This is a genomic window from Pseudoalteromonas sp. TAB23 (assembly GCF_000498075.1).
GTDB classification, from domain to species: domain Bacteria; phylum Pseudomonadota; class Gammaproteobacteria; order Enterobacterales; family Alteromonadaceae; genus Pseudoalteromonas; species Pseudoalteromonas arctica.
On sequence record NZ_AUTP01000289.1, the window covers coordinates 1 to 5,496 of the forward strand.

Here is a 5,496-nt window from a genome sequence, read left to right on the forward strand (position 1 = left end):
TGACGTGGTTTAATGGATTCGACTACCCCAGTTAAGAGATAATCAACTTAACTGGAGATCGATAATGACAAAACGTAAAAAGTATTCCAAAGAATTTAAACTTGATGCCATCGCATTAGTTGTTGAGCAAAACTACTCTCAAGCAGAAGCCTCTAGAAATTTAGGGGTAAATCCCAACATGCTTGGTCGGTGGATAAAAGAAGCTGAAAATGATGATGGGCAGGCTTTTAGAGGGAATGGTAATTTGACCCCTGAGCAAGAAGAGATCAGAGAGCTAAAAGCGCAAGTGAAACGCCTAGAAATGGAGCGTGAAATATTAAAAAAAGCGACGGTCTTCTTTGCCAAAGAAACGAAGTGAAATACTCGTTCATAACCCAATACAAGAAGACCTGGCCTGTGGCGGTAATGTGCCGAATACTGGGTGTAAAAAGTAACAATTACTATAGTTATCAAAAGCGATATTCAACTAAATCAGAGGATCCAACACATCAAGAAATGATTGATTGGGTCAAGGACATAGCGCACTTCAGTGATAATACTTACGGTGAAAGGCGTATTCAGAAAGTCTTAAATGCACTCGGTTTTCCGGTGAGCCGTCACAAAACAGCACAGTTAATGAAAGAGGCAAATGTCTGGGTGCGTTATAAAAAGAAATACAAAGTAACAACGAATAGTGACCATAACAAGCCTATTTATCCCAATGTACTTGAGCAAAACTTCAACGTTGAAGCCGCTGATCAAGCTTGGGTACAAGATATCACTTATGTTTGGACTGCAGAAGGTTGGTTATATCTGGCGGTAGTGATTGATTTATATTCGCGTAAAGTCGTTGGTTGGAGCATGGGCTCACGAATGAAAGCGCAGCTTGTCTGTGACGCACTGACTATGGCGATGTGGCAACGCCAACCCAAAGCAGGGTTGATTATCCATTCAGATCAAGGGGTTCAATATGCAAGCCATCAATATCGTAGATTGCTCAAGTCAAACGACTTCATTGGTAGCATGAGTAAGAAAGGTTGTTGCTGGGATAATGCTGTTGCAGAAAGCTTCTTCGGTAGTTTGAAGCAAGAGCGCGTGCATTGGAAAAATTACCCAACGCGTTATGAAGCTCAACAGGATGTAATGAATTACATCTGCATGTGGTACAACAGTCGTCGCTTACATTCGTACTTAAATTATCAAAGCCCAAATGACTTTGAAGAACGAACCGAAACATTAGATATGGTTTCTTAACTAGGGTGACTGAATTTAGTTGACCACGTCACGTCAACCGTTGACGGTTACTACCAATTAAACTTAAAGGCTTTATTAATAAGTAGAAATTGCTTTCTTGCTTCACTCATATGCTGGTGGAAATAGGGAGCTTTTACTACCTTCGTGTGGATATGAAAATGGAGGTGTTGACTATCAGTATCTTTGTAATATGCATCAAGAGCCGATTGGATAATAATAAAGCTATCCACGCCATAGCACTCAAGAACGCGATATTTAAAGCATTCTAATGCAACTCTGTGTTGCGCTATTAATGCGTTTAACTCGCTGCTATCTGTATTATTTAGCTTAGCCATATCGAACAACTGGAGATATGCTTCGATAGAGTATTCACTTAACTCTGGATCATAGCCTTGTATGACGTTCCAACCAGCTCCATTTTTGATAGGGTTAGTACGTACGGCAAGTTTGCCTTCAGTTGTTTTTGCGCCTGTAGAGCGACCACCATGCAATTTACATCGACCATTACTCTTGTTACCTAAGCGCTTACAGGGATTACCTGTACGTGTTTTAGCCCCGCACTTGGGTAGACTGTCTAAATCAAACTTACTCATTTTTTGCCTTTTTATGATCGATCATGTTCGGTTGTTTTTCGGTTCATGGGCTTTGATTTTAGAAAAATTTATATTTGTGAAATTTTAAAATATGACATGTAGCATTTCACCACCGCAGTAATTTACATATTAATCAGTAGCTTATTAATTTTGGTTGCTTAGGAATGCGATCACTTTATGGCGTTTTCTCGCGGAAGCTTAAATAAAGTGATCGCTCAGCTTGTAGGTATGGCCTTCGGTGCATAGAGTGCTGCACTGATAGGTGATCGTTGTCAGCAATACTATATTGATCGACTTGTGTAGATAAATGAGCTTGTTGGTTTTTGTGTTGGTTGAATTTATTGTCTTTTGTATGCAGCCCACCAATATTTGAGGTAGAGGACTTCACTAATGCATTATGGAGGCTTTGTTGATATGTAAAGGCAGGGTTTACCAGCAAGATATCTTTAAAGCGCTTACAGTCACGTTCAGGTGAGTGAATAAGCTTATTAAATAAGTAGCTGTGTGCTTTTATATGCTTTTCCTTTGTAGCTTGTTTAGTTAGATAGCTAAGCCTGTATATAGCAGGTCCTACGCTTTGCTTATTTCCCCTTTGCATTACATAGTATGGATGTTTAACAAATGAAGCAGAGCCCAAGCCTTGAGACTCCCAAGCATGCTTTAATTGGTGAGTTAGCTTATGACTATGATTGATTTTATGACCACTTAGTAACACAGCTAGGTGGTAATGGTGGTTTGAAGATGCATTTCTTTCTCTAGCGCATATATAGCTTACTCTACTGCTGTATTGCTTTGAGAGTATAGATAACTGCTTTTTAATAAACATTAAGAATATCTGATTATTCGCAGAGTAGGCTTTAGTGCTTAATTCTATTCTTGCGACAAATACTTTAGAGTAATGCGATAACATGCTTTCACAGTGCTTAAACACTTTAGTTAATGCTTTTAAGTCTTGTCCTTTTGATTTTGGCTTAAATACTCTGTAGCTATGATCTTTGTATATAAATTCTAATGAGTTTGCTGTCGTTATTTTAAAGGTCATTGTTATATCTATTTGGTTTAGTAATTAGTAAGTATCTTTCTTATATTATTTAATATCCGCTGCGAGGGGATAAGCGCTTTATAAATAAAAGCTCTTTTAAAATAATAAGTAAGATGTATTTATTGATTGTTGGATAGCGTGTTTTTACTGATCAATTTGCTTCAAAGTGCGTCATCAGCAGGCAAAAAAAAGCAGGTTATTTACCTGCTTTTGAGTGATTTTTAGCTAGCCAATTTTTATAATCTTGAAAATGCCACATGGATCGCCCATTTATTACATGGGCTGGTGGAGGAAAGTGGCCTGCCTTTATCCAACGCCCAAGTGTTGACCTGCTGATGTTAAGAAGCTTCTGCAATTCAGGCTTCTTAATCATTCGAGCATCGTCAATATACATAGCAAGGTCTGGCAGGGGGTTATTGATCATAAAGCTGAGTTCATGTTGATGACCTCGCGGGATTGCACAAATTCTAGAAGCTCACTTAGTAGCCAGCACACTCTGTCACTATCGGCATGCAGTTTACGTCGTTTTGGGAATAAGCCTTTTTTCTCTAGTAGCCATGCACTTGTTCGTGAAACTGATGTGATTTTTACGCGCTCGGCTTCTCTCACTAGGCGGTCAGTGAATTGTGTTGTTGGTGCTGTTAGTTGGTTCATATTGGTTTCTCCGGTTCATCATTGTTGATTGGAGAATTTTGCGATATCTGAGATTATGTAAAACCCTACATACTAAGAATAGGGCTTTAATTTACACTTTAGTTACTGATAAATAAGAGTAATTTATTTCAATGTTTTTTTTATGTTTGAATTTTTATAATTAATCTTAAGTACTTGCACCAACTTACTAACAGGTGGGGACTTTAATGTAGAGACTTTTTTGAGATGTTTTATATTCCGTTTCACGAATTGTTCTTTCATTTCATTATTGGTGAATGCGCTGAAACATTCATATGATTTATTATTGAGATTAAACTCATACAACACCTGAAAAATCGCACTTGCGGCATATTCTTTAGTGAACTTGCCTAAACAGCTATTCGTGTATAAAAATATAGCCATTTCATCAATTAGCCTTTTAAGAGGCTCAACCTTACCCGCTTTAGTCTTACCTCCTTTTTGAGGATCAAGAACAGCCTTTTGGAAACCATTGTTAGCATGTCTTTCAAGGTTGACTCTCATATCATGGGCACCAGTATGATAACCAATCAAAAGTGCGCTGGTTATAGCGTCATTCAATTGATGCTCTACCGTGTTATAGGTTGAGCCAAGAGTCTTCGCAATGATATTAAGTTCGTTATCAACTTCTTTAAGCATTGTATGCCCATCATCAGGAAATAACTCATTATTGGTCTTTAGCCTGTTAACTCTGACGTGGTCAACTAAATTCAGTCACCCTAGTTAAGAAACCATATCTAATGTTTCGGTTCGTTCTTCAAAGTCATTTGGGCTTTGATAATTTAAGTACGAATGTAAGCGACGACTGTTGTACCACATGCAGATGTAATTCATTACATCCTGTTGAGCTTCATAACGCGTTGGGTAATTTTTCCAATGCACGCGCTCTTGCTTCAAACTACCGAAGAAGCTTTCTGCAACAGCATTATCCCAGCAACAACCTTTCTTACTCATGCTACCAATGAAGTCGTTTGACTTGAGCAATCTACGATATTGATGGCTTGCATATTGAACCCCTTGATCTGAATGGATAATCAACCCTGCTTTGGGTTGGCGTTGCCACATCGCCATAGTCAGTGCGTCACAGACAAGCTGCGCTTTCATTCGTGAGCCCATGCTCCAACCAACGACTTTACGCGAATATAAATCAATCACTACCGCCAGATATAACCAACCTTCTGCAGTCCAAACATAAGTGATATCTTGTACCCAAGCTTGATCAGCGGCTTCAACGTTGAAGTTTTGCTCAAGTACATTGGGATAAATAGGCTTGTTATGGTCACTATTCGTTGTTACTTTGTATTTCTTTTTATAACGCACCCAGACATTTGCCTCTTTCATTAACTGTGCTGTTTTGTGACGGCTCACCGGAAAACCGAGTGCATTTAAGACTTTCTGAATACGCCTTTCACCGTAAGTATTATCACTGAAGTGCGCTATGTCCTTGACCCAATCAATCATTTCTTGATGTGTTGGATCCTCTGATTTAGTTGAATATCGCTTTTGATAACTATAGTAATTGTTACTTTTTACACCCAGTATTCGGCACATTACCGCCACAGGCCAGGTCTTCTTGTATTGGGTTATGAACGAGTATTTCACTTCGTTTCTTTGGCAAAGAAGACCGTCGCTTTTTTTAATATTTCACGCTCCATTTCTAGGCGTTTCACTTGCGCTTTTAGCTCTCTGATCTCTTCTTGCTCAGGGGTCAAATTACCATTCCCTCTAAAAGCCTGCCCATCATCATTTTCAGCTTCTTTTATCCACCGACCAAGCATGTTGGGATTTACCCCTAAATTTCTAGAGGCTTCTGCTTGAGAGTAGTTTTGCTCAACAACTAATGCGATGGCATCAAGTTTAAATTCTTTGGAATACTTTTTACGTTTTGTCATTATCGATCTCCAGTTAAGTTGATTATCTCTTAACTGGGGTAGTCGAATCCATTAAACCACGTCA

General features: G+C 38.8%; 6 protein-coding genes. 1 reads left to right on the top strand and 5 read right to left on the bottom strand.

Translation table 11 applies throughout. The annotated features are described in order from the left end of the window. The first annotated feature begins 64 nt into the window (after positions 1-64). A protein-coding gene (locus L654_RS0117950; protein ID WP_139016089.1) for an IS3 family transposase occupies positions 65-1,233 on the top strand; the annotation gives its coding sequence in 2 pieces (ribosomal slippage) (positions 65-341 and positions 341-1,233; 1,170 coding nt in all). Positions 1,234-1,283: 50 nt separating this feature from the next. On the opposite strand, the gene L654_RS0117955 is transcribed toward L654_RS0117950, so the two are convergent. From L654_RS0117955 to L654_RS0117980, 5 genes are all read right to left on the bottom strand, one after another. Continuing rightward, entirely contained in the window at positions 1,284-1,826 is a 543-nt protein-coding gene (locus tag L654_RS0117955; RefSeq protein ID WP_024608661.1) for an HGGxSTG domain-containing protein, read from the bottom strand. Between the two features lie 175 nt (positions 1,827-2,001). Then, positions 2,002-2,868 (bottom strand): inovirus-type Gp2 protein, encoded by an 867-nt coding sequence (locus tag L654_RS0117960; protein WP_024608662.1) that lies wholly within the window; start codon positions 2,866-2,868, stop codon positions 2,002-2,004. Between the two features lie 420 nt (positions 2,869-3,288). Beyond that, positions 3,289-3,522, bottom strand: a complete 234-nt coding sequence (locus L654_RS0117970; RefSeq protein ID WP_024608664.1) for an AlpA family phage regulatory protein — start codon at positions 3,520-3,522, stop codon at positions 3,289-3,291. Between the two features lie 123 nt (positions 3,523-3,645). Then, positions 3,646-4,179, bottom strand: coding sequence for a hypothetical protein (locus L654_RS0117975; protein WP_024608665.1), 534 nt, complete (start codon positions 4,177-4,179; stop codon positions 3,646-3,648). Between the two features lie 84 nt (positions 4,180-4,263). Beyond that, positions 4,264-5,432, bottom strand: a protein-coding gene (locus tag L654_RS0117980) for an IS3 family transposase (protein ID WP_139016089.1) whose coding sequence is annotated in 2 segments (ribosomal slippage) — positions 4,264-5,156 and positions 5,156-5,432 — 1,170 coding nt in all. Because the reading frame shifts where the segments join, the coding sequence is not laid out codon by codon here. Positions 5,433-5,496: the final 64 nt, after the last annotated feature.

Bases quoted from the DNA above. Each gene is read 5' to 3' on its own strand.
- L654_RS0117955 (WP_024608661.1), bottom strand. From the start codon at position 1,826: ATGAGTAAGTTTGATTTAGACAGTCTACCCAAGTGCGGGGCTAAAACA.
- L654_RS0117970 (WP_024608664.1), bottom strand. From the start codon at position 3,522: ATGAACCAACTAACAGCACCAACAACACAATTCACTGACCGCCTAGTG.
- L654_RS0117975 (WP_024608665.1), bottom strand. From the start codon at position 4,179: ATGCTTAAAGAAGTTGATAACGAACTTAATATCATTGCGAAGACTCTT.
- L654_RS0117960 (WP_024608662.1), bottom strand. From the start codon at position 2,868: ATGACCTTTAAAATAACGACAGCAAACTCATTAGAATTTATATACAAA.